The 16823-nt window shown below is 68.5% G+C and carries 7 protein-coding genes and 1 pseudogene; all 8 read left to right on the forward strand.

Annotated elements, in window-relative coordinates; translation table 11 throughout:
• Nucleotides 1-97: 97 nt before the first annotated feature.
• The 8 genes and pseudogenes from pulA to HKD39_RS03550 all read left to right on the forward strand — a co-directional run bounded on the left by pulA (nucleotide 98) and on the right by HKD39_RS03550 (nucleotide 16789).
• Nucleotides 98-5983: a pullulanase-type alpha-1,6-glucosidase gene (gene pulA, locus HKD39_RS03515; RefSeq protein WP_171198486.1), complete on the forward strand. Its 5886-nt coding sequence runs from the start codon at nucleotides 98-100 to the stop codon at nucleotides 5981-5983.
• 135 nt (nucleotides 5984-6118) lie between these two features.
• Nucleotides 6119-7128: pseudogene (locus HKD39_RS20275) on the forward strand (DUF4073 domain-containing protein).
• Between the two features lie 68 nt (nucleotides 7129-7196).
• Nucleotides 7197-10169, forward strand: a complete 2973-nt coding sequence (locus HKD39_RS18615; protein ID WP_343074578.1) for a DNA polymerase III subunit gamma and tau — start codon at nucleotides 7197-7199, stop codon at nucleotides 10167-10169.
• A gap of 381 nt (nucleotides 10170-10550) precedes the next feature.
• Nucleotides 10551-11318: a DeoR/GlpR family DNA-binding transcription regulator gene (locus HKD39_RS03530; protein WP_171198487.1), complete on the forward strand. Its 768-nt coding sequence runs from the start codon at nucleotides 10551-10553 to the stop codon at nucleotides 11316-11318.
• A 373-nt stretch (nucleotides 11319-11691) separates the two neighbouring features.
• Entirely contained in the window at nucleotides 11692-12960 is a 1269-nt protein-coding gene (locus HKD39_RS03535) for an ABC transporter substrate-binding protein (protein WP_171198488.1), read from the forward strand.
• Nucleotides 12961-13044: 84 nt separating this feature from the next.
• The gene (locus tag HKD39_RS03540; RefSeq protein ID WP_212753903.1) at nucleotides 13045-14712 is read left to right on the forward strand and encodes a sugar ABC transporter ATP-binding protein; all 1668 of its coding nucleotides are present in this window, start codon (nucleotides 13045-13047) and stop codon (nucleotides 14710-14712) included.
• A 23-nt stretch (nucleotides 14713-14735) separates the two neighbouring features.
• Nucleotides 14736-15713 (forward strand): ABC transporter permease, encoded by a 978-nt coding sequence (locus tag HKD39_RS03545; RefSeq protein WP_425488418.1) that lies wholly within the window; start codon nucleotides 14736-14738, stop codon nucleotides 15711-15713.
• A gap of 5 nt (nucleotides 15714-15718) precedes the next feature.
• Nucleotides 15719-16789: an ABC transporter permease gene (locus HKD39_RS03550; protein ID WP_425488419.1), complete on the forward strand. Its 1071-nt coding sequence runs from the start codon at nucleotides 15719-15721 to the stop codon at nucleotides 16787-16789.
• The last annotated feature ends 34 nt before the right edge of the window (nucleotides 16790-16823 follow it).

The raw sequence follows: 16823 nt of genomic DNA on the forward strand, positions 1-16823 counted from the left end.
CGGCGACGCCCGCGCGGGGGCAGGTATCGCCGTCAGCCCCACCGTCAGTCATTCGCACCGCAGTCATTCGCACTGTCGCACTCGAGACCGGAGAATCATGCGCAGCAACCCGCGCCGTCGTCGTCGCACCCGCCCGGCCCTGCTGACTCTGGCGACCGCCACTGCCATGGTGGTGGCGCTCCCCGGCGCCGCCACCGCAGCGGCCGGCCCGGCCGCCCCCGCCACCCCCGCCGCCAGGGCCGCGGCGCCGGCGCCGGGTCCGTCGGCAGCGGCCCCGGGCAGCGTGACGATCGCCGGCTCACTGCAGTCCGAGTTGGGCTGCGGCCAGGACTGGCAGCCGGGCTGCACCGCCACCGATCTGACCAAGGCCGCGGACGGTAGCTACACCGCCGACTGGAAGCTCCCGGCCGGGAAGTACGAATTCAAGGTCGCGATCAATCATTCCTGGGACACCAACTACGGAGCCGGTGGCGTCGAGGGCGGCGACAACATCCCGCTGGTGCTGGCCGGTGCGGCGCGGCTGACCTTCCGGTACGACCCGGAAACCCACCTGGTCAGCATGACCCCCACCAGCCTGCCGTCCGATCAGGTCACCGCGCAGGACCGCGCCATCGCCGGCACCTCGCTGCGCCGCAACTCGAGCGACCGCTTCTACTTCGCGATGACCGACCGGTTCGCCAACGGCAACCCGGCCAACGACACCGGTGGCTACCCGGTGCCACCGGGAAGTACGCCGACGCAGGCCAGGCAGATCACCGGGCTCGACCCGACCAATTCCGGCTTCTACCACGGTGGCGATCTGCAGGGCGTCATGGACAAGCTGGACTACATCAAAGGCCTTGGCAGCACGGCAATCTGGCTCACCCCCACCTTCAAGAACCGGCCGGTGCAGGGCAGCGGCAACGAACTCTCGGCCGGCTACCACGGATACTGGATCACCGACTTCACCCAGATCGACCCGCACCTGGGCGGCAACGCCGACATGAAGCGGCTGATCGACGCGGCCCACGCCAAGGGGATGAAGGTCTACTTCGACATCATCACCAACCACACCGCCGACGTCATCGACTATCAGCAGGGCCCCGAGCGCAACTACGCCTACATCGACAAGAAGACCTCGCCCTACCGGGACGCGGCCGGCAAACCCTTCGACGATCGCGACTATGCCGCCGGCAACACCTTCCCCGCGCTGAACCTGCAGTCGTTCCCGTACACCCCGACGTTCCGCGAACCCGACGACGACAAGGTCAAAGTTCCTGCCTGGCTGAATGATCCGCTGCGTTACCACAACCGCGGCAACGCCGCCTTCGACGGTAGCGAGGGCGACCAGTACGGCGACTTCTCCGGCCTCGACGACCTGTTCACCGAACAGCCCGAGGTGCGTGACGGCATGATCGACATCTACTCGTACTGGGCCAAGTTCGGCGTCGACGGCTTCCGCATCGACACCGTGAAGCACGTCAACACCGAGTTCTGGCAGAAGTTCATCCCGGCCGTCAACAAGGCCGCAGCCGACGCCGGCAAGCCCGACTTCTTCCAGTTCGGCGAGGTCTACGAATCGGACCCGCGCAAGATGGCCTACTACACCACAACGGCCAAACTGCCGGCCACGCTCGACTTCGGATTCCAGTCGAGGGCAACCGGTTTCGGCCTGAGCCAGCCCACCAGCTCGCTGGCCGAGCTGTACGCCGCCGACGACTACTACACCGACACCGACTCGAACGCCTACGCGCTGCCCACCTTCCTCGGCAATCACGACATGGGGCGCATTGGCTACTTCCTGAACTCCGGCGGCAAGTTCTCCGACGCCGAACTGCTGCAACGCGATCAGCTGGTGCAGCAGCTGATGTTCCTCACCCGCGGCCAGCCGATCACCTATTACGGCGACGAGCAGGGCTTCACCGGCGACGGCGGCGACAAGGCCGCGCGTCAGGACATGTTCGCCAGCAAGGTCGCCGGGTACAACGACGACAAGCTGATCGGCTCAACCGGCAGCACCGCCACCGACAACTTCAACACCAAAGCGCCGCTGTACCAAGAGATCTCCGAGCTGTCGGCGCTGCGCCAGCAGCACCCGGCGCTCGCCGGCGGCGCCCAGATCCCGCGTTATTCGTCCGGCAGCGCTGGTGTCTTCGCGGTCAGTCGGATCGACGCCGGCGAGCAGCGCGAGTACGCGGTGGCCGCCAACAACGCCGACACCGCCAAGCAGGTCAGCTTCGCCGTCTACAACCCGAACACCAACTACCGGGCCATTTTCGGCGGCGACGGCGCCGCCGACACCGTCCGCAGCGGTCGCGGTGGCCAGTTCACCGTTACGGTGCCGCCGCTGAGCACCGTTGTCTACCGGGCCGACCAGAAACTGGCCAGGAGCAAGGCGGCGCCGCAACCGGTGTTCACCTCGGCACCAGGCGCCGTTGTCGGCGACCGCAGCCCCGTCGGCGTGGCGGTGCCGGCCGGCGGGTTCAACCAGGTGAGCTTCGCCTGGCGGCCGGCAGGCACCACCGGGTGGCGGCCGCTCGGCGTCGACGACAACCCGCCGTACCGGGTGATGCCCGACCTGTCCGGTGTCGCCGACGGCACCGTCGTCGAGTACCGGGCGGTGCTGCGCGACCACTCCGGCAACCTGGCGGCGGCGTCCAGCAGCGGCGTCGTCGGCACCCCACCGGCACCGCCGGCCAGTGGCGGCGAGGCGGTCAACGACCCACCGGCCACCCAACCCACCTCGGTCACCGTCGCCGGCGACCTGAACTCCGAGATGGGCTGCAGCGCCGACTGGCAACCTGACTGCGCCGCAGCGCATCTGCAGCTGGACGCCGCTTCCGGCATTTGGAAGGGCACCTTCACCCTGCCCGCCGGGAGCACCTTCCAGTACAAGGTGGCGATCGACGACTCGTGGACGGTCAACTACGGCGCCGGCGGCGCAGCCAACGGCGCCAACATCTCGCTCACCGTCCCGGCCAGCGGCCGCGTCACGTTCTACTACCACCCCGGCAGCCATGTGGTCACCTCGGACGCCCAGGGACCGATCGTCACCGCGCCGGGCTCGGCGCAGAGCGAGCTGGGGTGCGCCGCCGATTGGTCACCGGACTGCCTGCGGCCCTGGCTCACCGATCCTGACGGCGACGGCGTCTACACCTTCTCCACCTCGAAGATTCCGCCGGGCAGCTACGAAACCAAGGTGGCAGAAGGTCTTTCCTGGGACGTCAACTACGGCGCCGGTGGCGAGCCGGGTGGTGCGAACATCGGCTACACGGTGTCAGCCGGGTCGATCGTCACCTTCTCGTACGTCGCCAGCACCCACGTGCTGACGGTGTCCGCGAGCGCTTCAACGGCAGCCGACCTGAGCAAGGCCAAGGGGCAGTGGATCTCTCCCGAGCTGCTGGGCTGGAAGGTCGGCGACGCGGCCAACCCGCCGCAGACGCTGCAGTACCGGTTGTACTACGCGGCCGACGGCGGCATGGGTATCGACCGCACCGGACTCACTCAGGGACAGTGGATCCCGCTCACTCGGGACCCGGCCGGGTTGCCGGCCGGCGTGCTTGCCGCCCACCCGAATCTGGCTGGTTACCAGGCGCTCCGGCTGCCGGATTACGTCACCAGGGACAAGGAGCTGCTGCGCCGGATCAGCTCGGGCCAGGTCGCGGTCGCCGCGTTCGCCGGCGACGGCACCCTGCTGGACGCGTCCGGCGTGCAGCTGCCGCTACTGCTGGATGCGTTGTACGGCAAGGCGTCTGACGCGACACTCGGTCCGGTCTGGCAGGGCCGGGTGCCGCGGCTTTCGGTATGGGCGCCGACCGCGAGGTCGGTCGCGCTACTGGTGACCCCGGTCGGTGGCGAGCAGCAGTCGGTACCGATGCGGCGTGGCACCGACGGGGTGTGGTTCACCGTCGGGAAGCCGCAGTGGAAGAACGCGCACTATCGGTTCGCCGCTACCGTGTACGTCCCCAGCCTTGACAAGGTGGTGACCAACACCGTGACCGACCCCTACTCGGTGGCGCTCACCACCAACTCAACGGCATCGGTGCTGGCCGACCTGAACGATCCGGCGCTGACGCCGAGCGGCTGGGCGGGGCAGCGCAAACCGGCGTTGCCGCAGCCGTCGGACACCAGCATCTACGAACTCTCGATCCGCGACTTCTCGGCCACCGACCCGAGCGTTCCCGCCGACCAACGCGGCACCTATCGGGCCTTCACCAACCCCAACACCAACGGGATGAAGCACCTGCGGGCACTCGCACAGGCCGGAATGAACACCCTGCACCTGTTGCCGGCCTTCGACTTTGCCACCGTCAACGAGAACAAGCAGTCCTGGCGGAACCCGCCGTGTGACCTGCCGGCGTTGTCCGCTGCCGATCCGGCCGGCGAACAGCAGCAACGCTGCGTCGGGTCGGTGGTCGAGTCCGACGCCTTCAACTGGGGGTACGACCCGCTGCACTACACCGCGCCGGAGGGCTCGTACGCGACCAATCCGGAAGGGCCGTCCCGCACCCTTGAGTTCCGCCAGATGGTGCAGGGCGTCAACAACGCCGGGCTCCGGGTGGTGATGGATGTGGTGTACAACCACACCAGCGCCTCGGGTCAGGACGACAAGTCGGTCCTTGACAAGCTGGTTCCCGGCTACTATCACCGGCTTTCGGCCGACGGCGCCTTGGAAACCTCGACTTGTTGTGCCAACACCGCAACCGAGCACATGATGATGAACAAGCTCACCGTCGACTCGGTGGTGACCTGGGCCAAGCAGTACAAGGTCGACGGATTCCGGTTCGACCTGATGGGGCACATGCCCAAGCAGACGCTGCTGGACGTCCGCGCCGCCCTCGACCGGCTGACCCCGGCCAGGGACGGGGTGGACGGCAAGAAGGTCTATCTGTACGGCGAGGGCTGGAACTTCGGTGAGGTCGCCGACAACGCCAGGTTCGAGCAGGCCACCCAGCTCAACATGGGCGGCACCGGGATCGGCACCTTCAACGACCGGCTCCGCGACAGCGTCCGCGGCGGTTCGCCGTTCGACGACAACCCTGGCAAGCAGGGCTTCGGCACCGGGTTGCTCACCGACCCGAACAACAGCGGCGCCAACGGAACGCCGGCGCAGCAGCGTGCCGCTTTGCTGGCCGACACCGACCGCATCAAGGTCGCACTGACCGGCAACCTGGCCGACTACCAGCTGGTCAACGCCGCAGGGAAGCTGGTGCAAGGCAAAGACATCGACTACAACGGCGCTCCGACCGGGTATGCCCAGCAGCCGTCCGACACCATCAACTATGTCGACGCGCACGACAACGACACGCTGTACGACGCGCTCGCCTACAAGCTGCCGGTGGACACACCGATGGCCGATCGGGCGCGCATGAACACGGTGTCGCTGGCGACCGCGACGCTGAGCCAGGCGCCGTCGTTCTGGCATGCCGGCACCGACCTGTTGCGGTCGAAGTCGTTCGACGGCAACAGCTACAACTCCGGGGACTGGTTCAACCGGGTCGACTGGACCGGGCAGCAGAACACCTTCGGCTCCGGGTTGCCGCTGGCCGCGGACAACTCGGCCAAGTGGGACTACCAGCGGCCGTTGCTGGCCAACCCGGCGCTGAAGCCGGACGCCGCAGCGATGGCGTCGGCCACCGCACAGGCCCAGGAATTGTTGAAGCTGCGGTTCTCCTCGCCGCTGTTCCGTCTCGGCACCGCTGCGCAGATCCAGCAGAAGCTGAGCTTCTTGACGGCGGGGCCGAACACCCCGTCCGGGGTGATCGCCATGCAGCTGGACGATCGCGTCGGAGCGCCGGTGGATCAGCGCACCGCGCGCATTGTGGTGGTGTTCAACGCATCCCCGCAACAGCAGACCGTGCCGGTGCCGCAGGCCGGCGGGTTGCGGCTCAGCCCGGTGCAGGCCGGGGGCAGTGACCCGGTGGTCAAGCGGTCGAGCGTCTCGGCCAGCGGGGTGACGGTGCCGCCGCGCACGGTCGCGGTGTTCGTCCAGCCGCGCAGCTGAGCCGCCCCGGACCACAACGACACCCGGCCGCCATGTGGCGGTCGGGTGTCGTTCATGTAGCCCTCCTACTGTCACTCTGCCGACTGGGCCCGCCACCCAAGGGACCGTGATATCCCTTGACCCGTAGGAGATCTGATGACTTCTCGCCGTGCGCTACTCACCTCTTCCGCGGTCGGCGCCGCGGCCTGGGCGGCCGGTGCCGCGCTGCCCGCCGCTGCCGCCGAGAACCGTGGTCGAGGCACCAGCTTCAACGTGATCAGCGACATTCAGGGCGACCTGAAGGACTTTGCGGTGGCGTTGAAAGACATGGCCACCATCAACCCGGCCAGTGCCGGGTTGGCGATTGCCGGCGACATCACCCCGCGCGGGTACGACTTCGAGTACGCCCAGGTGCAGGCCGCGGTGGATGCCGGGCCGGTCCCCAAGACCTCGCATGGTCGATCGGCAACCACGAGTTCTACGTACCGAAGTGGAAGACTCCCGACCAGTTGGCGCAGGAGACCTGGCCGAACGGCACCACCGAAGAGTCGCTGTTCCGCAGCTTCTACAACTTTGCCGGCCGCAACACCATCTACGCCGAGCACTCCTTCGGCGGTATCCCGGTGCTGTCCATCGGTACCGAGAAGTACATGCACTACCACGATGCGAAGCTGTGGGACGAGGTGTGGATGAGCGAGGCACAGTTCGCCTGGCTGGAGGACCGGCTGGCGTACTGGGCGCGGCGCCGCCGTCCGGTGATGGTGATCAGCCACCACCCGCTGCCGAACACGGTGTCCGGCACCAGGAACAAGCTGTATCTCAACGACTATCTGCAGGCCGACCGGCTGCTCGGACTGCTCGGCCGGTACCGCGATGTTTTCCTGTTCACCGGACACACCCACTGGGACCTTGAGCTCTCCGACTGGTATGTGCAGCGGGTGGTGCCGGGTACCGCCAACCTGTACGGCTTCCACGTCATCAACACCGGCGCCATCGAGGTGGGCTGGCGCGACAACGGAACCGGGGGCGAGGTGTCCGTCGGCGGAACCTTCAACCAGGGGCTGCAGGTGGAGGTCGACCTGCGCTGGGTGACCATCAAGGCCCGCGATTTCGCCAAGGGGCAGTGGATCCGTCAGGTGCGCATCCCGCTGTCCATCACCCAGTAGCGCCGGCGGCGAACTCGGTTCAGCCGGTGGCCGTGGTGGCTGTCGGATCGGGCACGTACCCTCGCCGTGTGGCGCTGGCTCTCTATCGCAAGTACCGTCCGGCAACATTTGCCGAGGTGGTGGGGCAGGAGCACGTCACCGAACCGCTGCGGACGGCGTTGGCCGCCGGCCGGATCAACCATGCGTATCTGTTTTCCGGTCCACGCGGCTGCGGCAAGACCTCAAGCGCGAGGATCCTTGCCCGCAGCCTGAACTGCGTCAAAGGTCCGACGCCCGATCCGTGCGGCGAGTGTCCGAGTTGTATCGCGCTGGCACCGGAGGGCCCCGGCTCGCTCGATGTTGTCGAGTTGGACGCGGCCAGCCACGGCGGTGTCGAAGACACCCGCGAGCTGCGCGACCGGGCCTTCTACATGCCGGCCGAGTCGCGGTACCGGGTGTTCATCATCGACGAGGCGCACATGGTCACCACGCAGGGCTTCAACGCCCTGCTGAAGATTGTCGAAGAGCCGCCCGAGCACCTGGTCTTCATCTTCGCCACCACCGAGCCGGACAAGGTGCTCACCACCATCCGCTCGCGCACCCACCACTATCCGTTCCGGCTGATCCCGCCGCAGACCATGCGTGGGCTGTTGGAGCGGCTCACCGCCGATGAGGGTGTCACCGTCGATCCGGCGGTCTACCCGCTGGTGATCAGGGCAGGCGGCGGCTCGGCGCGTGACTCGCTCTCGGTGCTCGATCAGTTGCTGGCCGGCGCCGGTCCCGAGGGGGTGACGTATCCGCACGCGGTCGCGCTGCTCGGCGTCACCGATGCGGCGCTGCTGGATGAGATGGTGGACGCGCTCGCCGCGGACGACGGTGCCTCGGTGTTCGGTGCCGTCGACAAGGTGGTGGAGGCCGGGCACGACCCGCGCCGGTTCGCCGCCGATCTGTTGCAGCGGCTTCGCGATTTGTTGATCCTCGACGCGGTGCCGGACGCCGCCGAGAAGGGCCTGCTCGACGCCCCGGACGACGAGCTCGCCGCGATGGCAGCGCAGGCTGAGCGGCTGGGCCGGGCCACCCTGAGCCGGATGGCCGATGTGGTGCACACCGGGCTTACCGATATGCGCGGCACCACCGCGCCGCGGCTGGTGCTCGAGCTGATGTGCGCGCGGATGCTGCTGCCCGCCGTCGATGCCGTTGTGGGCGGCCCCGGCGGGTCGGGGAGCTTCGGTGGCGCTGGCGACCCGGTGGGCTCTGCGGGGCTGTTGCAGCGGCTGGAGCGGATGGAGCGGCGCCTTTCGATCGCCGCCCCGTCCGGCTCGCGGGCCGGCCAGGAATCGTCGCCGGAAACGCCGGCGGAACCTTCAGCGGGATCGGCTACCGGCCGGGCCGCGGGAGTCGGGACGGACGAGCGTGCGCACCCGAGAAGCGGTGCGCGGCAACAGGTCTCGGACGGCCGCGCGACTCCCGCCACCGTGGGCGGCGCAGCCGAAGCCCCGGCGAGCGGGCCGCCGGCCGGGGTGGGCGTGCCCGACGGGCAGCGTCCGGCAGGTCAGCGTCCGGCAGCGCGTGATCAGGCAGCGCGTGATCAGGCAGAGCATGATCAGAGAGAGCGTGGCCAGGCAGACCGTGAGCAGGCACCGCTTGATCACGCGGCGCGGGAACAGGCAGCGCGGGAACAGACAGCGCGGGAACAGACAGCGCCCGAACAGGCAGAGCGTGGCCGGACAGCGCCCGGTCAAGCAGGTGGTGGCCAGGCAGCACGCGGTCAGGCAACGCCCGAACAGGCAGCGCCCGAACAGGCAGAGCGGAGTCGGACCGGTCGCGCCGCTGCGGTCAGCGCCGGGCAGGCCGCCCCGCAGCGACCCGGATCGCTGTTGCCGCCCCCGCCGACGCTGCGGTCCGACCGCCCCGCGCCTGCGGCACGGCCGCAGGCCGACGGCTCGGACAACGACGATTCAGACAATAACGACCCGGACAACGGCGATTCGGACAGCGGCGTTTCGGACAACACTGACGCGACCCCCGCGGCAGCGGCACCGCGGAGTGACGGCGCGTCGGCTGCCGCTGGGCAGCGGCACGGCCCCGATGGCGTCGCCGCTGCCGATGGTGAAATCGCCTCCGCCGCAACCACTTCGACCGACCGAGCGGCCGATCGGCCCGGCGGCATCGGCGTCACCGACGTGCGCAAGGTGTGGTCCGAGGTGCTCGAGGCCGTCAAGCGGCGCCGGCGCACCACGCAGATCCTGCTGGAGTCGGCAACGGTGGCGGCGGTCGACGGCAACACCCTGGTGCTGACCATGCCGCACGCCGGAATGGCCAAACGCGTCGTTGAGGCGGCCAATGCCGATCTGCTGAGCGCCGCACTGAACGAGATTCTCGGCGTCGACTGGACCATCCGGTGCGAAGCCGGTGGAGCCGAGAACCGAGGCGCAGCAACGGGTTCGCGGCAGGCCGGGGGTTCCGCCCAGCAGCCGACCACTCAGCAACCGACAGCCCAGCCCGACCCGGCCAGTGTGCGCCCACCGCGAGCGCAACGCCGGCAATCTGACGCTCGCCCGGCCGCCCCTGGCCCCGACTCCGACGACACTCCGCTCCCCCCTGAGCCGGACCCGGAGGACGCCCCACCGGACGACGGCTATCGCGGGCCGGGCCGCCGTGAGGGGCAACAGCGTCCGTCAGCGCCCGCCGGCGGCCAGCACCCGCGGCAGCAGTCCGAACAGTCGGGGGCAGGTCAGCCGCAGGCGGGGGCCAGGCGGCCGGGCATGCACGGCCGGAGCCCGGCCGCCGGCCGGTCGCGCTCCGGTGGCGACGACGCCGCCGACGGCGACGCCGGCGAACCCGCTCGATCCCGGCCGTCCAGCAGTCGAGGCCGCGGCAGCGCCGGGCTCGGCGCCGGGCCGGGCCCCGACGACTGGGAGCGTGACCTGCCGGACGACGTCCCCGACGACTGGAACAACCCTGACCCACAGCGACCGGCCGTTGTGCACGACCCGGAGCAGGCTGCAATCGAGCTGCTGGCCAGCGAATTGGGTGCGCGAAAGCTCGACCTCGGCGACTGAGGAGAGCGCCAGGAGAAATATCGGCGCCTCGATGCCACTTCGCAGTGGCCCACCTGCGGAAACTCCATTCGGGACGCCGATTTTTCCGCCCGTGTACCGCAGTGCTCGAACATGCAGTTGCCCGATCACACAGTGGCCGATCACGCAGTGCCTAATCTGGCAGCGGCCCGAACCACCTCGACGCTGCTCCGCCGGCTGGAGCAGCGCGGGTTCGACCGCGCATCTCTCCGCGCCGCTGACCGCGCCGCCCGCTGCCGACACAATCCTGGTCCGGGCGGAGGGGCCGACCTTCCGCGTGGGACGGACCGGATCGTGCCGACTGATCGGTGTTGACCGAAGCGGTTCATTGCAGACCGAAACCGATCACACTAGCCTTCGCGGATGATCTCAGCCGAGCGGCGCCGCGTCATCCTGCTGATGGTGAACCGGGACGGCGCGGCCTCGTTGCGCGCGCTCGCGGATGCCGTTGACAGCTCGGAAGTCACCGTGCGGCGGGATCTCAAGCGGTTGCACGATGAGGGCCTGCTCAGCCGCACTCGTGGCGGCGCGGTGGCGGTGCAGGAGTTTCACCGCGAACCGAGCTTTCTGGAGAAGACCAGGGTGGCGGAGGCGGAAAAGCGCGCCATCGCCGCCCGGGCCGCGAGCTTGGTGTCCGACGGTGATGCGGTGCTGATCGGCGCGGGTACCACCACTATGGCCGTTGCCCGAGAACTGCAGCGCCGCAAGGGCTTGTCGGTGGTAACCAACTCCCTGCTGGTGGCACAGATTCTCGCCGAAGGCACCGGCGTCGAGGTGACGATGACGGGCGGACTGCTGCGTAGCAGCACGCTCGCACTGGTCGGCTCGGCCGCCGAGCAGAGCCTGGCCACCATTCATGCCGGCCGGTTGTTCTTGTCCGGCAACGGGTTGTCCGCCGATCGTGGGTTGTCGACGCCCAACGCCACCGTCGCCAGCATGGATCGCGCGCTGGCCGCGGCCGCCGCCGAGGTGGTGGTGCTCGCCGACCACACCAAGGTGGGCGTCAACGCGTTGGTGCAGACCGTGCCGCCCGCCGGCATCGCGCGGGTGATCACCGACGCCAGAGTGTCCCGCGAGCAGATTGCCGCGCTGCAGCAGGCCGGGATCGACGTCGACGTTGTCGACCCCTGAGTCGACCCCTGAGCCGCCCCAGGTTTGGCCGCTCCGTCGACTTCTCCATCGAGACCTGACGTGACCCCTGAGCCGGCCGCTGCGTCGACTCCTGAATCGACTCCGGCGTCGGCTGCTGAATCGACGCCGGCGAGCCAGAAGTGGGGGCGACCAGCCGGGCTGACCAAGCAGAACGCGGCAGCACAGTGGTCGGATGTACCGGCGAACAAAGCATGAAAAACTACCTGAACTGCGGCAAACCGGCTATTGACATGGGATGTTTACGTCAACGTTGTCAGATCATTTCTGTTTGGTCTTGACACTGTTTGACCGGTGCTGGCAGATTGTTGCGTCATCCGGATCGGAGCCGCTCCGGGGACGAATGGAGAATGCAATGACGCTTTCCCACACCGTTACTCGTGGCACTCGCGGCCGCGCCCGCCTGCTCGGCGCGCTCGCGCTGGCGCTCGCCGTTGCCGTTTCCGGCTGCGCCAAGTCGGAGGACAGCGGATCGGGCGGGTCGTCCACCGGCACCGCCACCGCCGCACCGACCGGCGGCGACACCGGCTCCGCCGCAGGGGCCGCCGGCGCGACCGCCGGGTCCGACGGAGCCGCAGCCGGTTCCGAAGGGGCGGCAGCCGGTTCCGGCGCAGACTCCATGGCGCCCAGCGCTTCTGGCGGCGACTCGTCAGCAGCTGGCGGCGCTGCCGGTGGCAGTCAGGTGGTGCAGGGCGGCGACCAGGGACCCACCTGCACCATCGAGCAGTATGGGCTCAAGCCGTTCGACCTGAAGGGCGCAACCGTCGGGTTCTCGCAGTCCGAGAAGGAGGACAACCCCTTCCGCATCGCCGAGACGGCGTCGATCAAGGCCGAAGCCGCCAAGTTGGGCATCAAGCTGGAGGCCACCAACGCCCAGACCGACCTGAACAAGCAGATCTCCGACATCCAGGACCTGCTCAACAAGGGCGTCAAGCTGCTCATCGTGGCCCCGCTCAACTCCGACGGACTCGAGCCGGCCTTCCAGGCCGCCAAGGACAAGGGCGTGCCGATCATCACCGTCGACCGCAAGGTCAACATGGGCGCATGCCAAGACTATGTGTCGTTCCTCGGTTCCAACTTTGTTGAGCAGGGCAAACGCGCGGCCGACCAGATGATCGAGGCCACCGGCGGTAAGGGCAAGGTGGCCATCCTGCTCGGCGCCGCCGGCAACAACGTCACCGACGACCGCACCAAGGGCTTTGTCGATCAGGTCAAGTCCAAGGCTCCCGACCTGCAGATCGTTGCCCAGCAGAGTGGCGACTTCGCGCGGGACAAGGGACAGCAGGTCACCGAGCAGCTGATTCAGTCGCAGCCCGATCTGAACGGCATCTACGCCGAGAACGACGAGATGGGCATCGGTGCGGTCAACGCGCTCGAGGCCGCAGGCAAGAAGCCGGGTGATGCCGTCAAGATCGTGTCGGTGGACGGCACCAGGAATGCCGTGCAGCTGATCGTCGACGGCAAGTACAACGCCGTCATCGAGTCCAACCCGCGTTTCGGGCCGCTGGCCTTCCAGACCGCCATGGCCTTTGCCGAGGGCAAGCCGGTCGGTCAGAACATCGTCATCTCCGACACCGAGTACACCGAAGCCAACGCCAAGCAGAAACTGGCCGGCGCGTACTGATCCCGCCGCAGAGCCCTGGGCGGCAGCTCGCCGTCCCGGCTCGGTGGCAGCCACCGTCGACAGCGGCGAGGAGAAGGATCGACTGTGAGTTCAACGCAGCCGCAAGAGGTTTCGGCCGCGGCGAACGTGAACCGTCCGGTGCTGTCCGTGCGGCACATCGCCAAGACGTTCGGTGGAATCGCGGCGCTCGCCGACGTCTCGCTCGAGCTGTTGCCCGGGCAGGTGCATGCGCTGGTCGGCGAGAACGGCGCGGGAAAGTCGACGCTCATCAAGGTGCTCACCGGGGTCTACCGCGCGGACGCCGGGACCATCGAGTACGACGGCGCCGAGGTGAGGTTTGCCCGCCCGCTGGACGCCCAGCTCGCCGGCATCTCCACCATCTACCAGGAGATCAACCTGGTTCCACTGATCTCCGTTGCCCGCAACGTCTTTCTCGGCCGCGAGCCCCGCAACCGGCTTGGCCTTGTCGATTTCAGAACCATGAACGCGCAGGCTCGGCGACTGCTGGCGCAGGTGGGCGTCACGGTGGACGTGCGCCGGCCGCTGCGCAGTCTTGGGACCGGGACCCAACAGATGGTGGCGATCGCCAGGGCGGTCAGTACCGAGGCGAAGGTCGTCATCATGGACGAGCCGACGTCGTCGCTGGAGCCGCGGGAAGTGGCGAAACTGTTCGGCGTCATCGAACAGCTCACCGCCAGCGGTATCGCGGTGCTGTACGTCAGCCACAAGCTCGACGAGCTGTACCGCATCGCCCAACAGGTCACCGTGCTGCGCGACGGCGCGGTGGTGCACACCGGCAAGATCTCGGAATTGCCACGCCTGCAACTGATCTCGCACATGCTGGGCCGCGACATCGCACAGGTGCAGCGCCAGGGCGTCACCGCATTCGACGATCGTTCCGGCGCCGACCCGGACGCCGCGGAACAGTTGCTCGATGCCCGCGGACTGTCCAAGCGGCACCAGATCTCCGATATCGACCTGTCGGTGGCACCCGGTGAAATCGTCGGGCTCGGCGGCTTGCTCGGGGCCGGCCGCAGCGAAACCGTCAGAGCGATCGCCGGTGCCACCAAGCTCGACGCCGGCGAGGTGCGAGTCCGCGGCCGCAAGATCCGCAACGGCTCGACGGCAGTGGCCATCGGCGCCGGTATCGCGCTGCTGACCGAAGACCGCAAGGCGGACGGGATCATCCCCGGTCTGTCGGTGCGCGAGAACATCGTGCTGGCGGCCATGCCGCGGCTGTCCAAAGGCGGCGTGGTCAGCACCGCTCGGCAACGTGCGGTGGTCGACATCTTCATGAAACGGTTGCGGATCAAGGCATCCAGCCCTGAGCAGAAGGTGTCGGAGCTGTCCGGCGGCAACCAGCAGAAGGTGCTGTTGGCGCGCTGGCTGTGCCTGTCGCCGCAGCTGCTGCTGCTGGACGAACCCACCCGTGGCATCGACGTCGGCGCCAAAGCCGAGGTACAGGCGCTGGTTGCCGAGCTCGCGGCGGAAGGCCTTGGGGTGGTGTTGATCTCGTCCGAACTTGAAGAACTGATCGAGGGCAGCGACCGGATCGTTGCGCTGCGAGACGGCCGGGTGGTCGGCGAACTCCGCGGCGACGCCGTCACCGAGAACGCCCTGCTCACCCTGCTTTCCGGTGAGCCGGCGGCAAACCCGGACCCGCCTCCCGAGCCGGCCGCGGACGTACCGGACGCGGCCGTGCCGGCAGCGGACCTACCGGTACCGGCCGAACGCACCAAGGAGCAACGGTGACCGCGCCCACCGTGCCAGAGCAGCTGCCGGACCGGGCCGCCGATGCGGTGCGGGAGCGACAGAGTCGGGCGCGCCGGATCGGATGGATCCGTGACTACGGGGTGTACGTCGCGCTGCTGGTGCTGATCATCTTCAACATCGCGGCAACGCCCAACTTCGTGGCCCTCGACAACCTGCGGGTACAGCTGGTGCAGGTGGCCCCGGTGATGATCGTCGCGCTTGGCGTGGCGATGGTGATCGGTACCGAGGGCATCGATTTGTCGGTCGGCGCGGTGATGGCGCTGGCCGGTGCGCTGATACCGCTGTACCTCGGGTACGGAGTTCCGGTGGCGATTGCGGTCGCGCTGCTCGGTGGCATCGCCTCGGGGCTGTTCGCCGGTGTGCTGGTGGCCAGCATCGGGGTGCAGCCGATCGTGGCGACCCTGGCGTTGCTGGTCGGCCTGCGCGGGGTGGCGCAACTGTTGCTCGGGGGGCAGTTCCGGCAGATCTCCTCGCCCGAGTTCAACAACCTCGGCACCGGGTCCGTGCTGGGAGTCCCGATCGTGGTGCTGGTCGCGGCCGTGCTCGCGGTGATCGTCGGATTTCTCATGCGCCGCACGGTTTTCGGCCGCCGGGTGGTGGCGATCGGCGGGAACCCGGATGCGGCGCGGCTGGCGGGGCTTCCGGTGCGGCGCACGCTGATCACCGTCTACCTGCTGTCCGGCCTGTTGGCCGCCATCGCCGGCGTACTGCTGACCGCCTACCAAAAGGCCGCGACACCATCCACCCAGGGCCTGCTGATGGAACTGTCGGCGATCACCGCGGTGGTCGTCGGCGGCACCCCGTTGACCGGTGGCCGGGTCAGGGTGCTCGGCACCGTTGCCGGTGCGTTGCTGATGCAGATCGTGACGGCCACCCTGATCAAGCACGACCTGCCGGAGTCGTCGACCCAGATGGTGCAGGCGGCGATCATCATTCTGGCCGTGTACGTGCAGCGCGACCGGGGAGGCGCCCGCAGATGACGTCGCTGGAAAAGCCCAACGGCGGCAACCGGTCCGCCGCCGGCGCGGCGGCCGAGACCGCCCACATCAGCCGGCCCGCCGACGTCGCCGATTCGCCGGAGCGGGTGGGCAGCGGCGCCGGTGAACGGGTCGCCCGTTTCCTGCAACGGCAGGGCGCGCCGATCCTGCTGGCGCTGGTGGTGTTGGTGGCCAGCTTCGCCTTTCCCGGTTTCGCGACCTTCGACAACGTGGCGAGCATCCTGTTCCAGGCGTCCGGACTCGGCATCATCGCCGTCGGCATGACGCTGGTGATCATCTCCGGCGGTATCGACCTTTCGGTGGGGTCGGTGTACGCCCTCGGCGGTGTGCTCGCGGCCTGGGCCTCGCGCTACGGCGTGCTCCCGGCCTTCGCGGTTCCGCTGGCGGTGTGCGGGTTGATCGGTCTGGTGCAGGGCACCTTCATCGGCCGGTTCGGCATGCCGCCGTTCATCGTCACGCTGGCCGGGCTGCTCGGGGCGCGCGGCCTGGCACTCGCCCTCACCGACGAAGGCAAAACCGTCTACAAGGTCGGCTGGAACGACACCTTCGCGCAGCTCGGCCACGGCAAGGTGTTCGGCATCTACCTGCCGGTGTACTTCATGGTCGCGGTGTTCGTTGTCGGCTGGATCTACCTGCAGCGCACCAAAAGCGGCCAGGCGCTGTTCGCCGTCGGTGGCAGCGAGTCGGCGTCCACCCTGATGGGACTGCCGGTCGCCCGCATCAAGATCACCAGCTATCTGATCTGCGGACTGCTGGCCGGCCTCGCCGGTGCGTTGAATGCGGCCTACACCATCTCGGGTGTGCCGACCCAGGGCGTCGGCTGGGAGCTGGACGCCATCGCCTCCGTCGTGATCGGCGGCACGCTGTTGGTCGGCGGTGCCGGCAGCCTGATCGGCACCCTGGCCGGCGTGCTGCTGCTCAAGGTGATCCTCAACGTCATCAACCAGATCGGAACGCTGAACACCTCCGTGCAGATGGTGGTGTCCGGGGCGTTCCTTGCCGTCGTCGTTGTTGTCCAGGCGTTGCTGACCAGGGCGCAGAACCTACGGGACGGTTGACCGGCCCACAGCTTCGTCACCGCAGAGAGCGAAT

This window comes from Nakamurella aerolata (genome assembly GCF_013002705.1).
GTDB lineage: Bacteria > Actinomycetota > Actinomycetes > Mycobacteriales > Nakamurellaceae > Nakamurella > Nakamurella aerolata.

Coding starts and splice junctions, on each gene's coding strand:
- pulA (WP_171198486.1), top strand. CDS start 98: ATGCGCAGCAACCCGCGCCGTCGTCGTCGCACCCGCCCGGCCCTGCTG.
- HKD39_RS03530 (WP_171198487.1), top strand. CDS start 10,551: ATGATCTCAGCCGAGCGGCGCCGCGTCATCCTGCTGATGGTGAACCGG.
- HKD39_RS03535 (WP_171198488.1), top strand. CDS start 11,692: ATGACGCTTTCCCACACCGTTACTCGTGGCACTCGCGGCCGCGCCCGC.